Source organism: Bradyrhizobium tropiciagri (assembly GCF_018130505.1).
In the GTDB taxonomy this organism is placed as follows: domain Bacteria; phylum Pseudomonadota; class Alphaproteobacteria; order Rhizobiales; family Xanthobacteraceae; genus Bradyrhizobium; species Bradyrhizobium tropiciagri_B.
The window spans coordinates 251802-268489 of sequence record NZ_JAFCKH010000004.1 but is presented as its reverse complement, the minus strand read 5'-3'; the positions used below and the strand labels follow the sequence as shown (position 1 = coordinate 268489).

Here is a 16688-nt window from a genome sequence, read left to right as displayed (position 1 = left end):
CGCCCGATGTTCAGAAGCGCCAGTCCAATGAATGCCTCTCACGCGACGAAGCTTGGGACTCAAAGCGGGCGCGCCAACGCGCAGTGCCCAATATACACGAGCCGCCGGACAAATACGGGCTCGCCTCCGCGAGCGCTGCGGTCTGTTGTCTATAGCGTTGCGGCTGTGGCCAAACTAGGGCTTCCCGGCCACGGTCGGGGCTTTTCAGCAAAGCAATTTCATTTGGCTGGCCCGACAGTTGCCAGCCGCTTGGCGAAGAACGCATCGATCGCCTGGGCCATCGAGCCGACGGTCTTGTTGCGCCAGCTCTCCGAGACGAGGTGTTCGAGGTCGCCCTTGTTGGAGACGTAGCCGAGTTCGACCAGGACCGATGGCACGTCCGGCGCCTTGAGCACCCGGAAACCGGCCGACTTCAGCGGATTCTTGTGCATCCTGACCGTGGACTTCATCTCGGTCATCAGCATGCGGGCGAAGCGGTTGGAGAAGGTCTTGGTCTCCCGCTGCGCGAGGTCGATCAGGATGTCGGCAACCTCGGTCGGCTCGTCGCCCAGATTGACGCCGCCGATCGCGTCGGCCTTGTTTTCCGCGTCTGCCAGCCGCTCGGCCTCGGCGTCCGAGGCCTTGTCCGACAGCGTGTAGATGGTGGCGCCCTGGGCATCGCCCTCGCGCCGCGGCAGGGCGTCGGCGTGGATCGAGACGAACAGCGCCGCCGCTTGGGTGCGCGCCACCTTCACCCGGTCGTTGAGGGGGATGAAGGTATCGTCGGTCCGGGTCATGACCACGCGGTATTTACCCGATTTCTCGATCCGGTCGCGCAGCGCGAGGCCGAATTCCAGCACCAGGGTTTTCTCCGTGGCGCCGCCGGACTGGGTGCCGTTGTCGATGCCGCCGTGCCCGGGATCGATCACGATCAGCGGGCGCGGATCCGCCACGGCAATCGGCGGCAGCGCGGCCGAGGTCACCGGCGGGATCGTCGCGGTGCTGGTTTCGGCGATGGTCGGCTTCAATTCGGGCCGCTCCGACGGCGCCAGTGACTGCGTGAAGCTGGCGCGGTCGACCTCCTCGAGGTCGAGCACCAGCCGCGGCGGCTGGCCGTTGGCAGCGTCGAGCACATAGGAGTTGGCGATCTTGGCCGGCCCGGTCAGGTCGAACACGATGCGGGAACCGCCCGGCATCACGAGGCCATAGCGGAACGCCTTCACCAGCCCCCGTCCCGTTGCGCCGGTGCCGGCCGCGAGCTGGAAGTTGACTTGTGGGATGTCGACCACGACCCGGTACGGATCGGCCAGCGCGAAGGCGCGAAAATCGATCTTGCGGTCGAGGTCGAGGATGAATCGGGTCTGCTTGCCGTCGCCGGCGAGCCGCGCGCTGGACGCGACCGGGAAAGCCGGGGCGGCCGCCGGGGCGGCGGAACCGGCTTGCTCGCCTTGCGGCACCTCCGCCGCGCTGGGGACGCTCAGGTCAGCAAGCACCAATGCTGCGGCGCACAACAGTCCGCCAGCTAGCCAAACGCGGTGATTTGCACGATTCACCACCGATTCTGAGCCTCCCCAAGCCAGCCTCATACCGCATTAGAACCGCACGGTTAATCGCACCCTAATGACGCCGGTGCGAAAAGGATCGAGTGTTGCCGCCCCGCGACGCTTCCCTTGCACCCGGCGGTTAATCCACGTATGTACGGATTGCTGACGGCTAGTACTCCCGGTTGTGTCGCGTTCAGCCTCCCGGTGCAGCGGTGGAACCTTCGAAACTCGAAGTGACCATCGTGTTTTTCCGGTCCCTCCCCAGCCAGCGCTGCGCGCGGCTGACATGGAGTGGCGGATTCGAGCCCGAGCGGCGTCCGGTCCCAGGCACACTCTCGCCAGAGGACGGTTTGAGACACGGCATAACTGATTATCCGGCCTCTTGGGGCCTCGATATGCGATGGCCGGCAGGCGCTTTGGCGCTGGGCCGGGCTTTCAGCAAAAAGATACGGCGGTCTTCTCGCCGCCAACATGTTTAGACGGGCCGACGCTTAATGCGCCAGACTGTATTGCCGACGAGGATCTCCGAGACGATCGCGCTGACGCGAAGTGAAAGCTTCGCCCGTCGCGTCATCCCGGTGGGTTCCCACCCGGCTCGGCGCCTAGGGACGCGTTTTGGCCTTCCCCTCACCCCCGAATCAGGTGGACGGTCGCGTCAGCGGGCGGCGCAATTTGCGCGCGCCATGCACCGTGCCCGCCGCCGTCAAGAGCTCCAAAATGCCCAACAAGATGTTGATCGATGCCACCCACCCGGAAGAGACCCGGGTCGTTGTGGTCCGTGGCAATCGCGTCGAAGAATTTGATTTCGAGACCGCCCAGCGCAAACAACTGCGCGGTAATATCTACCTCGCCAAGGTGACGCGCGTAGAGCCGTCGTTGCAGGCCGCCTTCATCGAGTATGGCGGCAACCGGCACGGCTTCCTCGCCTTCAGCGAAATCCATCCCGATTATTACCAGATCCCGGTCGCCGACCGTCAGGCGCTGATCGAGGCCGAAGAGCGCGCCCATCGCGAGGCCGAGGAAGAGCAGGAAAACCGCGGCCACCGCCGCCGCTCGCGCCACCGCAACGCCCGCCGCCGCGGCCATGGCGAGCGCGTGCAGAGCGAGGTGGTCGAGGGCGCAGGCGAGCAGCCGGCGGCCGAACCGCGCGGCGATCACGAGGTTCCCGGCGACGCCGAGCACCACGACCACGGCGTGATGGCCCATGAAGGCCACGAACACGAAGGCCATGAGCACGAAGGCCATGAGCACGATGGTCACGAGCACGAGGCACATGACCACGAGCATGGCCATGATCACGACCATGACCACGTGCATTCCGACGATCACGCCCACGATCATCACGCCCATGATCATCATGCCTACGACCATCGGGCAGGTGACGACGTTGCTCAGCCGCACGACCATGAGCACGAGCACGACCATGCCCGAGAGGTGACTGCAGCGTCGGATGGCGAGCCACAGCGCGATCCCGTCGCCGCTGTGGTCGAGGCCTCCGCGGCCTCGGCAGCGCCTGATGCCGCCGACACCGTCGAGCTCAATCACGAACCCGAGCGGGCGCAGGCGGAACAGATCGAGGAAAATGCCGCGCACGCCGACGATGTTGCGCATCATGATCACGATCATGCCGACGAGGTCCACGCGGGCGGCGATGACCAGCCCATCGCCGAGTATGCCCTCTCCGAGCAGACTCACGCCGGGGATACGATCACGGCCGATGCAGCCGCGGGCGAAGAAGCCGATGATGACGAGGATGACGACGAGACCGAGGAAGAAGAGGTCGAATCCGTCGGCGGCGATGACGTGCTCGAGGAGGTTCCCGAGCGCTCGTTCCGTCCCCGCCGCCAGTACAAGATCCAGGAAGTCATCAAGCGCCGCCAGGTGATGCTGGTGCAGGTCGTCAAGGAAGAGCGCGGCAACAAGGGCGCCGCGCTGACCACCTATCTGTCGCTCGCCGGCCGCTACGCCGTGCTGATGCCCAACACCGCGCGCGGCGGCGGCATCAGCCGCAAGATCACCTCCGCCCAGGACCGCTCTCGCCTGAAGGAGGTCGTGCAGGACCTCGACGTGCCCGAGGGCATGGGCATCATCCTGCGCACCGCCGGCGCCTCCCGCAGCAAGCCCGAGATCAAGCGCGACTTCGAATACCTGATCCGGATGTGGGAGACGGTGCGCGACCTGACGCTGAAGTCGCAGGCGCCGACCCTGGTCTACGAGGAAGGCTCGCTGATCAAGCGCTCGCTGCGCGACCTCTACAACAAGGAGATCGACGAGATCCAGGTGGCGGGCGAAGCCGGCTACCGCGAGGCCCGCGACTTCATGAAGATGCTGATGCCGGCCAATGTGCGCGCGGTGAAGCAGTATCGTGAAGGCAGCCAGCCGCTGTTCTCGCGGATGGGCGTCGAGAGCCAGCTCGACGCGATGTTTTCGCCGACCGTGCAGTTGCGCTCCGGCGGCTACATCGTCATCAACCAGACCGAGGCGCTGGTCTCGATCGACGTCAACTCGGGCCGCGCCACGCGCGAGCACCACATCGAGGACACCGCGCTCAAGACCAACCTCGAAGCGGCGGAGGAAGTCGCAAGGCAGCTCCGCCTCCGCGACCTTGCCGGCCTGATCGTCATCGACTTCATCGACATGGACGAGAAGCGCAACAACCGTGCGGTCGAGCGCAAGCTGTCGGACTGCCTGCGCCAGGACCGCGCGCGGATCCAGGTCGGCCGTATCTCACATTTCGGCCTGCTGGAGATGTCGCGCCAGCGCATCCGCGCCAGCGTGCTGGAGAGCTCGACCGAGCCCTGCCCGCAATGCGGCGGAAGCGGTCACGTCCGCTCGGTCTCGTCGGTGGCGCTGCAGTTGCTGCGCGGCATCGAAGAAATTCTGATGAAGGGCGCGACCCACAATCTGGTGGTGCGCACCCGCACCGACGTCGCGCTCTACGTCCTCAACCACAAGCGCGGCCACCTGCGCGATCTCGAGGACTCCTTCAAGGTCGCGCTGTCGATCGTCGCCGATGCCACCGTGCACGGCACGCAGTCCTACATCATCGATCGCGGCGAGCAGGTGCATACGCTCGAGGCGGCGAAGGCGCTGCTGGCGGCCCAGGCGTCCGCCGCGCCGGCTCAGCCCGAGGAAGCCGACGACGAAGAAGAGGTGTTTGAATACGAGGCCGAGGTCGAGACCGACGAGACCGAGGGCCTTGCCGACGAGCAGGCTGCCGGTGAGGACGCCGGCACTGAGGGCGGCGAAGGCGATGGTCAGCGCCGCAAGCGGCGTCGCCGGCGCCGCGGCCGCGGCAGCAGCGGCGAAGCACGCGAAGGCACTCAGCCGCGCGAGGACGGCGACCTCATGCACGTCTTGCCGGAAGGCGCCGAAGCGGCGCCCGCCGAGGATGCCGAGGGCGAGGAGGACGGCGGCGACGAGCAGTCGGAATTTGCCCGCGGCGATCAGGCCGGCAACGGCGAGCGCCGCCCGCGCCGTCGCGGACGTCGCGGCGGCCGCCGCCGGCGCGGCACCGGCGGACCCGAGGAAGGTCTCGCCGGATCGATCGCCGATGAGCTGAGTCCGGCCGGCGAGCCGGAAGCCACTGAAGCGGTCGCCGATTTCGACGGCCAGTTCGAGCCTGCCCCGACGCTGGAGCAGCCCGAGCCGGTTGCGGCGTCGGACATGGAGCCGGTTGCGCCGGCGCATGTCGAAGCCGAGTTGCCCGCTGAAACCGCCGCCCCGTTCGAACCGGCCGCGACACCCGAGGCCGCCGCTGTGCCGGAGGAAGCCGCAGCCGAGCCGGATCGGGCCGCGCGGCGCCGGTCGACGGTGCGCGAGAAGGTCAGCTTCATGGCGAGCCCGCAGGCGGAGGCTCCGGCGCCTGCGCTGGTCGAGACCCCGGCGGAGGACCCGGTCGCTGCTGCAGCCGAGGCAGAGCCCGCGCCGGCCGCAACCGCCGAGGCTCCGGCCCGCAAGGGCTGGTGGTCGCGGCGTTTCGGCGGCGGCAACTAGCACCGATCACATAAGCAAACGCCCGGTTCGCAGCCGGGCGTTTTTCTTGAATCGTCGAATGTGCCTCGGATGCCGGCCCGAGGCAGCCCTGACGGGGAAGCAGCTCAATGCAAAGCGCGATCGTTCTTGGCGGCGGCATGGTGGGCGTCTCTACCGCCTTGCACCTGCAGCGCCGCGGCTGGTCGGTGACGCTGGTCGACCGCAAGGAGCCCGGCCGGGAGACCAGCTACGGCAACACCGGGATCATTCAGAGCGAGGCCGTGCGGCCCTATCCGATGCCGCGCGACTTCGCCACGCTGGCCCGGATCGCGCTGGGCCGCACCAACGACATCCGCTATCGCCTGGCTTCACTGCACCAGCATGCCGGTCCGCTGCTGCGCTACTGGTGGCACTCCGCGCCCGAGCGGCACCGCGCTGCCAGCGCCGCCTGGGCGGGTCTGATCACCCGAGCCGCAGCGGAGCACGACACGCTGATCCGTGAGGCCCATGCCGACAACCTGATCCGGCGCGCCGGATTTCGCATCCTGTACCGCGATCCGGCCGCGCTGGACCACGCGGTCGCAATCGCGGAAGAGAACCGCCGCGACCATGGCGTCCGGTTCCAGGTGTTGAGCGGCAACGAACTCGCGAGAGCCGAGCCTCTGCTGCGCGACGACCTGCCCGGCGCCATTCACTGGCTCGAGCCTTGGACCGTGTCGGACCCCGGCGGGCTGGTCTCGGCCTATGCCGGATTGTTTGAGCGCCTCGGCGGCACGATCCTCCGCGGCGACGCGGACACACTGCGCGAAACCTCGGCGGGCTGGTCGCTCGACCTCGCCAGCGGCCGGATCGAAGCCGCCAATGCGGTGGTTGCGCTCGGGCCCTGGTCTCCGCAATTGCTGCGCAGGTTCGGCTACCGGATCCCGCTGGTGCGCAAGCGCGGTTACCACATGCACTTCAGCGGCGGCCGCTCGCTCGATCTACCCCTGATCGATACCGCGAACGGCTACGGAATGGCGCCGATGGTGAAGGGAATCCGCATCACGACCGGCGCGGAGCTGACCGCCCCTGACGCGCCGGCGCGGCCAATTCAGCTCGGCCACGCAGAAGCCGCCGCGCGCGGACTGCTCGACATCGGCACGCGCGTCGAGCCCGAACCATGGTACGGCACTCGCCCCTGCATGCCCGACATGCTTCCGGTGCTCGGGCCCGTTCCGACCCATCGCGGCCTGTGGACGAATTTCGGCCACGGCCATCAGGGCCTGACGCTCGGCCCGGCCACGGCAAAACTGCTGGCCGAAATGATGAACGGCGAGGCTTCCTCGGTGGACGCCTCGCCGTATCGCATCGACAGGTTTTAGTTGCAGACTTGAACTAATCCGTCGTCAGCGCGGTCTCCATGTCGGTCGGATCGATCTGCTTGGCGAGATTGGCGTTGAGCTTGTCGCGGTCGAGCTCGCCCTCCCACCAGGCAACGATCACGCAGGCGACGCCGTTGCCGCACAGATTGGTCAGCGCGCGGCACTCGCTCATGAACTTGTCGATGCCGAGCACGATCGCCATGCCCGGTACCAGCCGCGGATCGACCACCGCGAGCGTCGCCGCCAGCGTGATGAAGCCCGCGCCGGTGATGCCGGACGCGCCCTTCGAGGTCAGCATCGCCACCACCAGGATCGTGAGCTGCTGGCTGAACGAGAGGTCGTAGCCGAGCGCCTGCGCGATGAACAGCGTCGCCAGCGTCATGTAGATGTTGGTGCCGTCGAGGTTGAACGAATAACCCGTGGGCACCACGAGGCCGACCACCGATTTCGAGCAGCCGAGCCGCTCCAGCTTCTCCATCAAGGACGGCAGCGCGCTCTCGGAGGACGAGGTGCCGAGCACGATCAGCAGCTCGTCCTTGATATAGGCGAGGAACTTGAAGATCGAGAACCCGGCCATCCGCGCGATGAAGCCGAGCACCACGAAGACGAACAACCCGGCGGTCAGATAGAACGTCGCGATCAGGCCGACCAGGTTGAGGATCGCGCCGGTGCCGAACTTGCCGATGGTGTAGGCCATCGCGCCGAACGCGCCGATCGGCGCCGCCCGCATCACGATCGAGATCACGCCGAACACGGCATGCGCGGCATCGTCGATGAACGAGCGGATGGTGTGGCCGCGTTCGCCGAGGCCCATGATGGCGAAGCCGAACAGCACCGAGAACAGCAGCACCTGCAGGATTTCGCCCTGCGCGAACGCGCCGACCACGGTGTCCGGGATGATGTGCAGGACGAAGTCGACGCTCTTCTGCGCCTCGGCCTGCTTGGCGTAGCCGGCGACCGCCTGCGCGTTCGCCGCCGCGTTGCCGAAGCCCGCGCCGGGCTTCACCAGATTGCCGACGATCAGTCCGATCACCAGCGCGAAGGTCGAGACCACCTCGAAATAGACCAGCGCCTTGACGCCGATGCGGCCGACCTTCTTGGCATCCTGGATATGCGCGATGCCCGATACCACGGTGCAGAAGATGATCGGCGCGATCACCATCTTGATCAGCTTGATGAAGCCGTCGCCGAGCGCCTTGATCCACTCGTTGGTGGCAAGGCTTGGCCACAGCCAGCCGACCAAAGCGCCGAGCACGATCGCGATCAGGACCTGGACATAGAGAACTTTATACCACGGCTTCGCGCCGGCAGCAGCCGGCGCGCTCGTGGCAACGGTCGTCGTTGCCATGTGTCACTCCCCCTCAGAAATGGCAATCACAGCCAAGATCAACTTGGCTGTGCGAGTCAAATGGAACTGTGTCGCCCCTGCCGCTTATCCGCGGCGATCCACCAGCCGCCGGGCGGCCGGCACCAGCGCGGCCGCCAGCGCATTCTTGACCAGGCTCGCGGCCACGAACGGCACGACGCCGACCAGCCAGGCCTTCTCGGCGCCAAGCCCGATGCCGAAAGCGAGCCAAACGAAACCCGCCACGAAGATGACGGCGTGGCCGATCGCCATCGCCACGAACAGCAGGCTCACGCTGCGGTCCCAGCCGCGTTCGGCGAGCCAGCCGGTGACGAGCGCGCCGGCAACGAAGCCGAACAGGTAGCCTGCGGTCGGCCCGAGCAGCGGCGCGAGGCCACCGACGGGACCGGCAAAAACCGGCATGCCGAGCGCGCCTTCGGCGAGATAGGCGATCATGGTCGCGCTACCAAGCCGCCAGCCGTAGGTGGCGCCGATCATCAGCACGGCGAGCGTCTGCAGCGTCATCGGCACGTAGGGCAGCGGCAGGTTCACTTTCGCTGACAGTGTCAACAATGCAGTTCCCAGCGCCACCAGCACGATGGCGCGGACGATGCCGGAATTCTGCCCGGCCTGCTCGGGCCACAGCACCGACGCAAGAGGAAAGTGCCGCGCGACGGCGGGCTGCGAAACCGATGGGACTGACAAGCTGGACTCCGGGGTAGCTGGAAGATGGCCGGCTATTTAAGCCAATGCGCGATCCGCGCAACCGCTTCCTGCATGTCGGCCGCCGAGCGCGCATAGGAGAAGCGGATGAAGGCGCGGCCGTGAATCGGATCGAAATCGACGCCGGGCGTCGCCGCAACATGCGCCTTCTCGAGCATTTCGCTGGCGAACGCGAAACTGTCCGACGTGAAGTCGGAGACGTCGGCATAGAGATAGAACGCGCCGTCGGCCGGTAAAAATTTCGTCAGCCCCGCCGTCGGCAGTCCCTCGATAAGGATGCGGCGGTTCTCCTGATAACCGCGCTTGATCGCTTCCATCTCCTCGCGGCCATCGAACGCAGCTTCGGCCGCGATCTGCGACAGCGTCGGCACCGAGATCGAAAGATTCTGCTGCAGCCGTTCGATCGGCCGCACCAGCACCTCGGGCACCACCATCCAGCCGACACGCCAGCCGGTCATGCAGAAGTATTTCGAGAACGAGTTGATCACCAGCGCCTGCGGCGACAGCTCGGCGGCGGTCACCGCCGGGAATGCGTAGTCGAGTCCGTGATAGATCTCGTCGGAAATGAAGCGGATGCCGGCACTGTCGGCGGCCGCCATCAGGCTCGACAGCGCCTCGCGCGACATCATGGTGCCGGTCGGGTTGGCCGGACTGCCGACCAAGACGCCCTTCAGCGGCGCCTTGCGATGCGCCGCGAGCAGCGCCTCGCCGGTCAGCGCATGACGGGTGTCGCCGGAGGTTTCGATCAGCACCGGCTCGCAGCCGAGCGCGGTCAGGATGTGCCGATACGGCGGATAGCCCGGCACGGTGACCGCCACGCGGTCGCCCGGCTCGAACATCGCGAGGAACGCCAGGATGAATCCGCCCGACGAGCCCGTGGTGACGATGATGCGCTCGGCATCGACCTCGCAGCCATACGTGTCGCGGTAATGCCGGGCGATGCGCGCGCGCAGCGGGGGAATCCCGAGCGCCGATGTGTAGTCGATCCGCCCGTCAAGCAGCGCCGCCTGGGCCGCCGCGATCGCCGGCTTCGGCGCCGGCGCGGCGGGCTGGCCGACCTCCATGTGGATGACATGGCCGCCGGCGGCCTCGATTCGGGCCGCCGCGGCCATCACGTCCATCACCATGAACGGCGGAACATCGCTCCGCCCGGATGCCGTCAAAAGGCTGCTAGCACGGTCTCTCAGTGTCGCTTCGCGCATGGAATTCTGCTATTGCACGGGCCGTTGCCGGATGGGTTCCCGCGATCGGGTACCGCCCCAGACTGGCCGCATTCGGTGGCTCCTTATAGCGCTTTCAGGCCAAGTGAATACCCGGTTCGCGTGACGAAAAACTGCAAAAACAACAGGCTGTGCCGCGCGCCGGGTCCGATCGGGGCCGCAGTCGGGCCTTGCCGCCGCGCGCCCAGCCATCGCCGATAGATCGCCTCATGCTGTTCCGTCACGCGCTTCGCGCCAAGATCGACAACGCCAAGATCTGCTACGCCAGGACGTGCAAGCTGTCCGCGTTCAAGCTGACCGCGCTCGTGACTGCGGTCGCACTCGCGGTCGGTCCGGTCACGACCGCCCGTGCGCAGCAAAAGGGGCCGCCGGTGCTGCGCGACACCGAGTCCGAGCAGCTGCTGCGTGAATATACGAGGCCGATCCTGCGCGCCGCGGGGCTCGAGAAGCAGAACATCCAGATCGTCATCATCAACGACGGCGCCTTCAACGCCTTCGTCGCCGACGGCCGCCGCATCTTCGTGAACTATGGCGCGCTGCTGCAATCGGAGACGCCGAACCAGATCATCGGCGTGCTGGCGCACGAAACCGGCCATCTCGCCGGCGGCCACCTCGCCAAGATGCGCGAGCGGCTGGCGCAGGCGCAGACCCAGATGATCATCGCGATGCTGCTCGGCGCCGGCGCGATAGCCGCGGGCGCACGCGGCGGCGCCGGCAACGGCCTCTCCAGCGCGGGCGCCGCGGCGATTTCCGCGCCGCAGTCGATGGTGATGCGCACCCTATTGTCCTATCAGCGCGCGCAGGAAGAGAACGCCGACCGTGCCGGGGTCAAGTTCCTGACCGCGACCGGACAGTCCCCGAAGGGCATGTACGAGACGTTCAAGCGCTTCAGCGACGAAGGCCTGTTCGCCGCACGCGGTGCCGACCCCTATCTGCAGTCGCACCCGATGCCGGTGGACCGCGTCGCCGCGCTGGAAGGGCTGGCGCGCTCGAGCCCGTATTGGGACAAGAAGGACGATCCGGCGCTGCAGCTTCGCCATGACATGATGCGCGCCAAGATCTCCGGCTTCATGGAGCGGCAGGACACCGTCTATCGCCGCTATCCGCTCTCCAACAACAGCCTGCCGGCGCGCTATGCGCGTGCCATCACGACCTACCTGCACGGCGATCTGCGGTCGGCGATCGCTCAGATCGACGGCCTGATCCAGGTGCAGCCGAACAACCCCTATTTCTACGAGCTGCGCGGCCAGGCACTGCTCGAAGGCGGCCGGCCGGCGGAGGCCATCGCCCCGCTGCGCAAGGCGGTGCAGCTCTCCGGCAATTCGCCGCTGATCGAGATGCTGCTCGGCCAGGCGCTGGTCGCATCCGACAACAAGGGCCTCAACGACGAGGCGATAAGCATCCTGCGCGCTGCGGTCGCGCGCGAGCCCGAGGCGCCGATCGGCTTCACCCAGCTCGCGATGGCCTATGGCCGCAAGGGCGACTACGCGCAGGCCGACCTCGCCTCGGCGCAGGCCGCCTATCTGCGCGGCGACACCAAGACCGCCCGCGACCTAGCGTCGCGTGCCAAGACGCGGTTCGCCATCGGCACGCCCGGCTGGGTCAAAGCTGACGACATTGTGAGCGCCAAGCCCATGCCGGGTCAGAAAAACAACTAGAAATAAACGCAAGTTCCATACAACGATCACCGCAACCGGCTCACTTTCCCGGCAGTCTTCCCGGGCATCTTTCGAGCCACGCCGAACAAGGATTTTGTCATGCCAGCGCTTCGCTTTCTTGCCCCTGTCCTGCTCGCGCTCGGCGTTTGCGCCGCGCCGCTTTCGGCATCCGCCCAGAGCTTCACCGACACCCAGCGCGGCGACATCGAGACCATCGTGCGCAACTACCTGATCGCGCATCCCGAGGTGCTCGAGGAGGCAATGAACGAGCTCAGCAAGCGGCAGGCCGCGGCCGAGGCCGAGAAGCATGAGCAGAGCGTCGCCAAGAATGCCGACACCATCTTCAATTCGCCGCGCGGCGTCACCGTCGGCAACAAGGACGGCGACGTCACCTTCGTCGAGTTCTTCGATTACAATTGCGGCTACTGCAAGCGCGCGATGACCGACATGCTCGAGCTGATGAAGGCCGACCCGAAGCTGAAGGTCGTGTTGAAGGAATTCCCGGTGCTGAGCCAGGGCTCGGTCGAGGCCGCGCAGGTTGCGGTCGCGGTGCGCATGCAGGATCCGACCGGCAAGAAGTATCTCGACTTCCACCAGAAGCTGCTCGGCGGCCGCGGTGCCGCCGACAAGGCGCGCGCGCTGGCCGTCGCCAAGGAAGTCGGCGTCGACATGGCCAAGCTCGAGAAGGACATGGCGAGCCCCGAGGTCAAGGCGACCATCGAGGAGAATTTCCGCCTCGCCGAATCCATGGGCATGAACGGCACGCCGAGCTACGTGATCGGCAAGCAGGTCGTGATCGGCGCGGTCGGCGTCGACAATCTCAAGGAGAAGATCGGCATCGCGCGCTGCGGCAAGGCGACCTGCTGATTGCCGTATCAACTACTCACGTCGCGCTTCAGGAGATCCGGCTGCCACGCAGCCGGATTTTTTGTTGCGCGCGTTCCGAACCACGTCCGCGCGAGCTGCAACAAAGGGCCATCGCCATCACGAAAGCTGCCCATGCTACGTCGCGCCCTACTCGCTGGACGGCAAGGCGCGCGGGTTGCAGCGGCTACATGGTCGCAACCATCTCGGCGGCACGATGTTCCCGAATCAGTGGACGCCGAAATACAGCCCGACCTATCTCGAGATCGAAGAATATTTCGGCGGCTTCAACTTTGGTGGGGGCAATGGCCAGCTCGATCTCGCGAGCCTGGAGTTCGATTGGGCCTGCGGCTGAAGCGGTTTCGCGTTCATCGCGCATTCACCAAACAAGCTGCGCGGAACCATAAATCGCGAGGAACATCGCGCACTTTCCTCCGTTGTCGGCGCGGGCAATGCAGACACGTGAGGAGGAATTCCATGACAAATCGCTTCCTGATTTCGGTCGCCGCGGCGGCTCTCATCGCCGGTGCAGGCTTTGCGAACGCGCAGGGCACCGGCGGCAAGGAATCACCGGGTGCCGGCGGCGGCGCGACGATGCAGCACAACGCGCCGTCGGGTGGCAGCATGCAGCGTGACTCGGACACCAACAAGAAGGGTTCCGAGCATTCGACGACCGGTCAGTCCCGTCCCGGCCAGAGTGAATCGGGCATGAAGTCGGAGTCCGACAAGTCCGGCGCCGCCTCCAAGGGTGCGCAGGACAGCACCCAGCATTCGAAGGGCATGAGCTCGGAGAATGAAGGAGCCAAGGGCTCCAAGGACATGAAGGCCGAAGGCCGCGACAAGAGCGGCAACATGAAGGCCGAGGAGCGCGATAAGTCCGGTAACATGAAGGCCGAGCAGCGCGACAAGAGCGGTGCCACGACCAACCAGAACGCCCAGACCAAGAGCGGGACGGACACCAACCGCGCGCAGACCAACGACACCAGCCGCACGCAGACCACGACCGGCAACGCGGCGACGTCGGCCACCGCGGCTCCGCCCGCGGAGAAGCGCACCGAGATCTCGACCGCGATCAGGTCGGAGAAGATCACTGAGGTCAACAACGTGAACTTCAACGTCTCGGTCGGCACGCGCGTCCCGGCCAGCGTCCACTTCTATCCGGTGCCGGAGCGCGTCGTTGCGATCTATCCGCAGTGGCGCGGCTACCAGGTGATCTTGGTCAAGGGTCGCTACGTGATCGTGCAGCCGGAGACCCATGAGATCGTCTACATCATCGAGGGCTAAACCGGCCTCGATGCGAGGGCGGCTTGATGCGCCCTCGCCGCAATGCGAACCCCGCCCCCGTTGGGCGGGGTTTTGCTGGGGCCGCCTCCCGGTTCCGGCAGTGGATGACCGGGCCGACCGGGCCCCCGAAGGCACAGGTCCGCAAAGTTTGGTTAATCAGCGTTTTCCGTAGGTTACGGCGCCTGTCTGACAGCCGGGACGAAGCTGTTGAAGACGTTCAGAACCAACCTAAAGGCTTCCCCTGACGCCGGTTGTTACCTATAACCCGGCCCACTTCACCTGCGCTGGAACCTGTGGAAATGGCTGCTGCCGGAACGATCTATGTCCTGAACGGGCCGAACCTGAACATGCTGGGGACGCGCGAGCCCGAGACCTACGGCCATGCCAACCTCGGCGACGTCGAGAAGTTGTGCGTGGACACCGCAAAGCAGTTCGGCCTCATCGCCGATTGCCGGCAGTCCAACCGCGAGGGCGAGCTGATCGACTTCATCCACGATGCCCACGCCAAGAAGGCGGTCGGCATCATCATCAACGCCGGCGGCTATTCCCATACCTCGATCGCGCTGCACGACGCGCTGGTCGCCGTGAAAATCCCGACCGTCGAGGTCCATATCAGCAATATCCACGCCCGGGAGAGCTTCCGGCACCACTCGTTCACTGCTAAAGCCGCGTTCGCGTCGCTTTGCGGTTTCGGCATCGATGGCTACCGCCTCGCGATCATCGGGCTCGCCACCAAGATCGGCGCCAAAGCAACGACTTAATCGCCAATCCTGACGTTCCCCGTCACCAGACAGAGATTCCGGATCATAGATCATGGCGCGCCAGCCAGACGATAAATCAGCCGCAAAAACCAAGGCGGACGTTAAGAGCGAGGGCACGAGCGACGACAGCGCGCTCATTCGCGAGCTCGCGCTGCTGCTCGCCGAGACCAACCTCACCGAGATCGAGATCGAGCGCGCCGGCCTGCGCGTCCGCGTCGCCCGCAACATCAGCATCGCCGCGTCCGTGCCCGCCGCCGCCGTTCAGGCGGTTGCGATGCCCGCCGTCGCGGCCGCGGCGACTGCGGCCGCTGCCACCGACTTCGCGAAACATCCGGGCGTCGTCCCCTCGCCGATGGTCGGCACCGCCTATTGGGCGCCGGAGCCGGGCGCGAAGCCGTTCATCGAGGTCGGCTCGAAGGTCACCGCCGGCCAGACGCTGCTGATCATCGAAGCGATGAAGACGATGAACCAGATCCCGTCACCGCGCGCAGGCACGGTGACCCAGCTCCTCGTCGAGGACGGCCAGCCCGTCGAGTTCGGCGAGCCGCTGGTCATTATCGAGTAGCATTTCGTCAACGTCAGGCGCTGCGATGTTCGACAAGATCCTCATAGCCAATCGCGGCGAGATCGCGCTTCGCGTCCTGCGGGCGTGCAAGGAGCTCGGCATCTCCACCGTCGCGGTGCACTCCACCGCCGACGCCGACGCGATGCATGTGCGGCTCGCCGACGAGAGCGTGTGCATCGGCCCGCCGCCGTCGAAGGATTCCTACCTCAACGTCCCCGCGCTGCTGGCGGCCTGCGAGATTACCGGCGCCGACGCCGTGCATCCCGGCTACGGCTTCCTGTCCGAGAACGCCCGCTTCGCCGAGATCCTCGCCGACCACAACCTCGATTTCATCGGCCCGAAGGCCGAGCACATCCGCCTGATGGGCGACAAGATCGAGGCCAAGAAGACCGCCAAGCGGCTCGGCATTCCCGTGGTGCCCGGCTCCGACGGCGCGGTGACGTCCGACGACGACGCGATGGCAATCGCCAAACAGATCGGCTTCCCGGTGCTGGTCAAGGCTGCGGCCGGCGGCGGCGGCCGCGGCATGAAGGTCGCCCACTCCGAGGCCGATCTGGCGCTGGCGCTGTCGACCGCGGCCAACGAGGCCAAGTCCGCGTTCGGCGACGCCTCGGTCTATCTGGAAAAATACCTGCAGAAGCCGCGCCACATCGAGATCCAGATTCTCGGCGACGGCCGCGGCGGCGCCATCCATCTCGGCGAGCGCGACTGCTCGCTGCAGCGCCGCCACCAGAAGGTCTGGGAAGAAGGCCCCTCGCCGGTGCTCGCCGCGGCCGCGCGCGCCAGGATCGGCGAGACCTGCGCCAAGGCGATGCGGGACATGAAGTATCTCGGCGTCGGCACCATCGAATTCCTCTACGAGGATGGCGAGTTCTATTTCATCGAGATGAACACCCGCATCCAGGTCGAGCATCCCGTCACCGAAAGCATCACCGATATCGATCTGGTGCTGGAGCAGATCCGGATCGCCGCCGGTGGCGAGCTGCCGGCGAAGCAGGACGAGATCGCGATCATCGGCCACGCCATCGAATGCCGCATCAATGCGGAGAACCCGCAGACCTTCCGGCCCTCGCCGGGACGGATCTCGCAATTCCACCCGCCGGGCGGCCTCGGGGTGCGGATCGATTCCGCCGTCTACCAGGGCTACGTGATTCCGCCCTATTACGATTCGCTGGTCGGCAAGTTGATCGTGCACGGCAAGACCCGCGGCGAATGCCTGATGCGGTTGCGCCGCGCGCTGGACGAGATGGTGGTCGACGGCATCGAGACGACGCTGCCGCTCTTCCGCGCGCTGGTCCGCGAGCCCGCCATCATCGACGGCGACTACCACATTCATTGGCTGGAGCAGTATCTGGCCGGGCAGACCGGCGACGCTCAGAAATAATCCCAGAAATAATTCCCACGTCCCG

At 66.3% G+C, this 16688-nt stretch carries 14 protein-coding genes; 9 read left to right on the top strand and 5 right to left on the bottom strand.

Going from position 1 to position 16688, the window contains the following annotated elements; genetic code table 11:
• Nucleotides 1-218 precede the first annotated feature (218 nt).
• Both JQ633_RS11975 and JQ633_RS35585 read right to left on the bottom strand, forming a co-directional pair.
• Nucleotides 219-1535, bottom strand: a complete 1317-nt coding sequence (locus JQ633_RS11975) for an N-acetylmuramoyl-L-alanine amidase (RefSeq protein WP_211985218.1) — start codon at nucleotides 1533-1535, stop codon at nucleotides 219-221.
• A 615-nt stretch (nucleotides 1536-2150) separates the two neighbouring features.
• Nucleotides 2151-3218 (bottom strand): hypothetical protein, encoded by a 1068-nt coding sequence (locus JQ633_RS35585; protein ID WP_433995645.1) that lies wholly within the window; start codon nucleotides 3216-3218, stop codon nucleotides 2151-2153.
• 108 nt (nucleotides 3219-3326) lie between these two features.
• On the opposite strand from JQ633_RS35585, the gene JQ633_RS11970 reads away from it, so the two are divergent.
• Together JQ633_RS11970 and JQ633_RS11965 are read left to right on the top strand one after the other, a co-directional pair.
• Nucleotides 3327-5519 (top strand): Rne/Rng family ribonuclease, encoded by a 2193-nt coding sequence (locus JQ633_RS11970; protein ID WP_433995644.1) that lies wholly within the window; start codon nucleotides 3327-3329, stop codon nucleotides 5517-5519.
• A gap of 107 nt (nucleotides 5520-5626) precedes the next feature.
• Entirely contained in the window at nucleotides 5627-6859 is a 1233-nt protein-coding gene (locus tag JQ633_RS11965; RefSeq protein ID WP_211985216.1) for an NAD(P)/FAD-dependent oxidoreductase, read from the top strand.
• Between the two features lie 13 nt (nucleotides 6860-6872).
• Here the strand turns inward: JQ633_RS11965 and JQ633_RS11960 are convergent, their stop codons facing one another.
• The 3 genes from JQ633_RS11960 to JQ633_RS11950 all read right to left on the bottom strand — a co-directional run bounded on the left by JQ633_RS11960 (nucleotide 6873) and on the right by JQ633_RS11950 (nucleotide 10129).
• Complete coding sequence (locus tag JQ633_RS11960; RefSeq protein ID WP_211985215.1) at nucleotides 6873-8207, bottom strand: dicarboxylate/amino acid:cation symporter; 1335 nt, start codon at nucleotides 8205-8207, stop codon at nucleotides 6873-6875.
• An 84-nt stretch (nucleotides 8208-8291) separates the two neighbouring features.
• Nucleotides 8292-8852, bottom strand: a complete 561-nt coding sequence (locus JQ633_RS11955; protein WP_433995650.1) for a biotin transporter BioY — start codon at nucleotides 8850-8852, stop codon at nucleotides 8292-8294.
• A gap of 89 nt (nucleotides 8853-8941) precedes the next feature.
• Nucleotides 8942-10129: a pyridoxal phosphate-dependent aminotransferase gene (locus JQ633_RS11950; RefSeq protein WP_211985214.1), complete on the bottom strand. Its 1188-nt coding sequence runs from the start codon at nucleotides 10127-10129 to the stop codon at nucleotides 8942-8944.
• A 227-nt stretch (nucleotides 10130-10356) separates the two neighbouring features.
• Between JQ633_RS11950 and JQ633_RS11945 the strand changes: the two genes are divergently transcribed.
• From JQ633_RS11945 to accC, 7 genes are all read left to right on the top strand, one after another.
• Nucleotides 10357-11805 carry a M48 family metalloprotease gene (locus JQ633_RS11945; RefSeq protein WP_249159217.1) on the top strand — a complete coding sequence of 483 codons (1449 nt, stop codon included), beginning with the start codon at nucleotides 10357-10359 and terminating at the stop codon, nucleotides 11803-11805.
• Nucleotides 11806-11904: 99 nt separating this feature from the next.
• Nucleotides 11905-12672: a DsbA family protein gene (locus JQ633_RS11940; protein ID WP_211985213.1), complete on the top strand. Its 768-nt coding sequence runs from the start codon at nucleotides 11905-11907 to the stop codon at nucleotides 12670-12672.
• Nucleotides 12673-12736: 64 nt separating this feature from the next.
• Nucleotides 12737-13024 carry a hypothetical protein gene (locus JQ633_RS11935; RefSeq protein WP_211985212.1) on the top strand — a complete coding sequence of 96 codons (288 nt, stop codon included), beginning with the start codon at nucleotides 12737-12739 and terminating at the stop codon, nucleotides 13022-13024.
• 122 nt (nucleotides 13025-13146) lie between these two features.
• Complete coding sequence (locus JQ633_RS11930; RefSeq protein ID WP_211985211.1) at nucleotides 13147-13953, top strand: DUF1236 domain-containing protein; 807 nt, start codon at nucleotides 13147-13149, stop codon at nucleotides 13951-13953.
• Between the two features lie 299 nt (nucleotides 13954-14252).
• Nucleotides 14253-14714 carry a type II 3-dehydroquinate dehydratase gene (gene aroQ / locus JQ633_RS11925; RefSeq protein WP_211985210.1) on the top strand — a complete coding sequence of 154 codons (462 nt, stop codon included), beginning with the start codon at nucleotides 14253-14255 and terminating at the stop codon, nucleotides 14712-14714.
• Nucleotides 14715-14766: 52 nt separating this feature from the next.
• On the top strand, nucleotides 14767-15279 hold the full coding sequence (gene accB / locus JQ633_RS11920; RefSeq protein WP_211985209.1) for an acetyl-CoA carboxylase biotin carboxyl carrier protein: 513 nt from the start codon (nucleotides 14767-14769) through the stop codon (nucleotides 15277-15279).
• 25 nt (nucleotides 15280-15304) lie between these two features.
• On the top strand, nucleotides 15305-16663 hold the full coding sequence (accC, locus tag JQ633_RS11915; protein ID WP_211985208.1) for an acetyl-CoA carboxylase biotin carboxylase subunit: 1359 nt from the start codon (nucleotides 15305-15307) through the stop codon (nucleotides 16661-16663).
• Nucleotides 16664-16688 lie beyond the last annotated feature (25 nt).

Bases quoted from the DNA above. Each gene is read 5' to 3' on its own strand.
- accB (WP_211985209.1), top strand. From the start codon at position 14,767: ATGGCGCGCCAGCCAGACGATAAATCAGCCGCAAAAACCAAGGCGGAC.
- aroQ (WP_211985210.1), top strand. From the start codon at position 14,253: ATGGCTGCTGCCGGAACGATCTATGTCCTGAACGGGCCGAACCTGAAC.
- JQ633_RS11960 (WP_211985215.1), bottom strand. From the start codon at position 8,207: ATGGCAACGACGACCGTTGCCACGAGCGCGCCGGCTGCTGCCGGCGCG.
- JQ633_RS11930 (WP_211985211.1), top strand. From the start codon at position 13,147: ATGACAAATCGCTTCCTGATTTCGGTCGCCGCGGCGGCTCTCATCGCC.
- JQ633_RS11950 (WP_211985214.1), bottom strand. From the start codon at position 10,129: ATGCGCGAAGCGACACTGAGAGACCGTGCTAGCAGCCTTTTGACGGCA.
- JQ633_RS11945 (WP_249159217.1), top strand. From the start codon at position 10,357: ATGCTGTTCCGTCACGCGCTTCGCGCCAAGATCGACAACGCCAAGATC.
- JQ633_RS11940 (WP_211985213.1), top strand. From the start codon at position 11,905: ATGCCAGCGCTTCGCTTTCTTGCCCCTGTCCTGCTCGCGCTCGGCGTT.
- accC (WP_211985208.1), top strand. From the start codon at position 15,305: ATGTTCGACAAGATCCTCATAGCCAATCGCGGCGAGATCGCGCTTCGC.
- JQ633_RS11965 (WP_211985216.1), top strand. From the start codon at position 5,627: ATGCAAAGCGCGATCGTTCTTGGCGGCGGCATGGTGGGCGTCTCTACC.